Consider the following 2,024-nt stretch of genomic DNA (forward strand, 5'->3'; position numbering starts at 1 on the left):
GCCTGGTGGAGGCGGATCGCGTGCTCGGTCACGCTGCGGTGGATCGCTCCCTCCAACACCATCCGGCCGTACACCGGGGCGTGCTCGGGGCGCGGGCAGGCCGAGATCAGGGTGTGGGCGTATACCGAGGTCAGCCCCCGGACGTGGTGGCCGGCCTCGTCGACCGCATCGGTCACCCAGGACAGCGGCACCGGTTCCTTGGCCGCCAGGGCGGGGTGGCCGTCGGTCCGGAGCTTGCGCAGGGCGGCGAACAGCGCCTGGTGGACCGGCCGGTAGAAGTGATCCGACGCGAGCCAGTCGAGGTGCGCGAGCTGGCCGGGGTCGAGCAGCACAGAGCCGAGCACCGCCTGCTCGACACTCAGCAGCGGGTTCATCGCTGCCGCCCGGAGTGGGGAGTCGGCGGATCGTCCTGCTGGGAGCGGAGACCGGCGATGGCCTGGTCCGCGGCGGCCATCGCGGCGGCGAAGCGGTCCAACTCGCCGGTGAACGTCGGATCGGTACAGCGGATCGATCCGACACCGCTGACCAGCCACCACTGGCCGCCCCGGCGCACGGCCGGGGAACCGGCCAGACGCTCCCAGCGCGGCACGCGGGACGAACTGTCGGAAGGGGAAGAGGACACGAGGGACTCCATGTCTGAGGGGCGTTTACGGGAACGCAGGGGGTGAGGCGGGACGCCCGTACGGGGGATGGCCCGCAGCTATCGGCGGGGGCGGACCGCGGCGGCGTGCTGCGCGGAGGAAGCAGCTGTCGTCACGGGGCCGGGGGTCGCGGCAGGCGAGCCGGTGGGCCGGTTGGGGGAGGCAGCGACGGCCGCACGGACACGGGTGTCCTCAGGGCGCGAGGCCGCAGGTGCCGGAGGTGCCGGTGGGGGATCGGAGGGGAGCGCGGCGGTGCGGGTGGCCTGCGCGGTGTCGGTGAAGCGCCGCCAGGCGTACTCGGACCGGTCGTGGGACCAGGTGCCGGCGCGGGCGGTCAAGGCAGGGGCGAGGGCTGCGACTTCGGTCTCCAGCACGGTGCCGAAGGCGAGCAACTGCCCGTGCCCCGACCACAGGTCCAGGTACCAGTCCTCGCCGAGCGGATACGCCTTGACGTGGGCTGCTGTGTCGTCGGGCTGGTAGGCCCACAGGCCATGCGCCTGTGTCCAGCCTGGGCCGGCGAACGCCGGTTGCGGGGGCGGGGAAACCGGCCGGGGCGTGCCCTGGGAGACGACGTCGAAGATGTCGAAAGGAGCCTCGTCGTTCAGCGCGCTGGTGACCAGCCGGAGCACGTCGGAACCGTCGAGTCCTTCCCGGCTGCTCAGGACGCCCACGACGTGGCGCAGCGTGCGCAGGGTGTGGCGGGCACCGCCCGGATCGATGAGGTCGTCTGTCGAGCCGGCGTCCTTCAGTTCCAGCCGTACCCGCTCCGCCGCCGCGCGCAGCCCCTCCAACTGCCGTGGACCGGGGCGGTCGGGAAGGTTCGCGGCCCGGTACAGCAGCGCGTCGAAGGGCTTCATGTGCCGGCGGACTGCGTACTGCGCGTAGCGGTCGGCGTGGTCCTTGAACGCACTGACGGCTGCGGTGCGCACGGCCTCGTCGTGCTTGCGCAAGGAGGTGAGCAGGCCCATGTAGCGGTCGCGGGTGTCGATCTGCTCGCGAAGCACCGACTCGTACGCTGCGTTCAGCAGCTCCAGGTCTGGCAGATGGGCGGTGGGGTCCTCGTAGCGGACGGCCTGTTCGCGCAGGGAGGCCACGCGGTCGGCGGCGGAGGTGTTCCAGACGCTCATGACGCCGCCTGGAAGTCGTCACGGCCCAGCGGGGTCTTGGCGATGGCCCGCTCGGTGATGGCCTTCGTCGCGGCGGCCGACGCGGGGCCGATCACCTTGGCGGAGGGCTCCTTGTACCAAGGTCGCAGGTCGAGCATGGCGACGCGGATGCCTGTGGCGAGCAGCAGGGCCTTGCCCTTGGGGAGCGCGCGGATCGCGTCCGGGGGCAGGATCCGCTCGGTGCGCATGCTCACCGAGGTGGACTTGCCGCCGTCGC

3 protein-coding genes and 1 pseudogene are annotated in these 2,024 nt (G+C 72.3%); all 4 read right to left on the bottom strand.

Features of this window, described 5'->3' with window-relative positions; genetic code table 11:
• On the bottom strand, positions 1-374 hold a 374-nt coding region (locus tag RB628_RS40350), incomplete at its 3' end, for a DnaB-like helicase N-terminal domain-containing protein (RefSeq protein WP_318325622.1).
• Positions 371-622, bottom strand: a complete 252-nt coding sequence (locus RB628_RS40355) for a hypothetical protein (protein ID WP_318325623.1) — start codon at positions 620-622, stop codon at positions 371-373. The genes RB628_RS40355 and RB628_RS40350, both read right to left, overlap by 4 nt.
• Positions 623-700: 78 nt before the next feature.
• Positions 701-1,768 carry a hypothetical protein gene (locus tag RB628_RS40360; RefSeq protein ID WP_318325624.1) on the bottom strand — a complete coding sequence of 356 codons (1,068 nt, stop codon included), beginning with the start codon at positions 1,766-1,768 and terminating at the stop codon, positions 701-703.
• A pseudogene (locus RB628_RS40365) lies at positions 1,765-2,024 on the bottom strand (hypothetical protein); the annotation flags it as partial. The gene RB628_RS40360 and the pseudogene RB628_RS40365, both read right to left, overlap by 4 nt.

Source organism: Streptomyces sp. ADMS, assembly GCF_033441795.1.
GTDB lineage: Bacteria > Actinomycetota > Actinomycetes > Streptomycetales > Streptomycetaceae > Streptomyces.

Excerpts from the sequence above, each read along its gene's own strand:
- RB628_RS40360 (WP_318325624.1), bottom strand. The coding sequence starts at position 1,768 with ATGAGCGTCTGGAACACCTCCGCCGCCGACCGCGTGGCCTCCCTGCGC.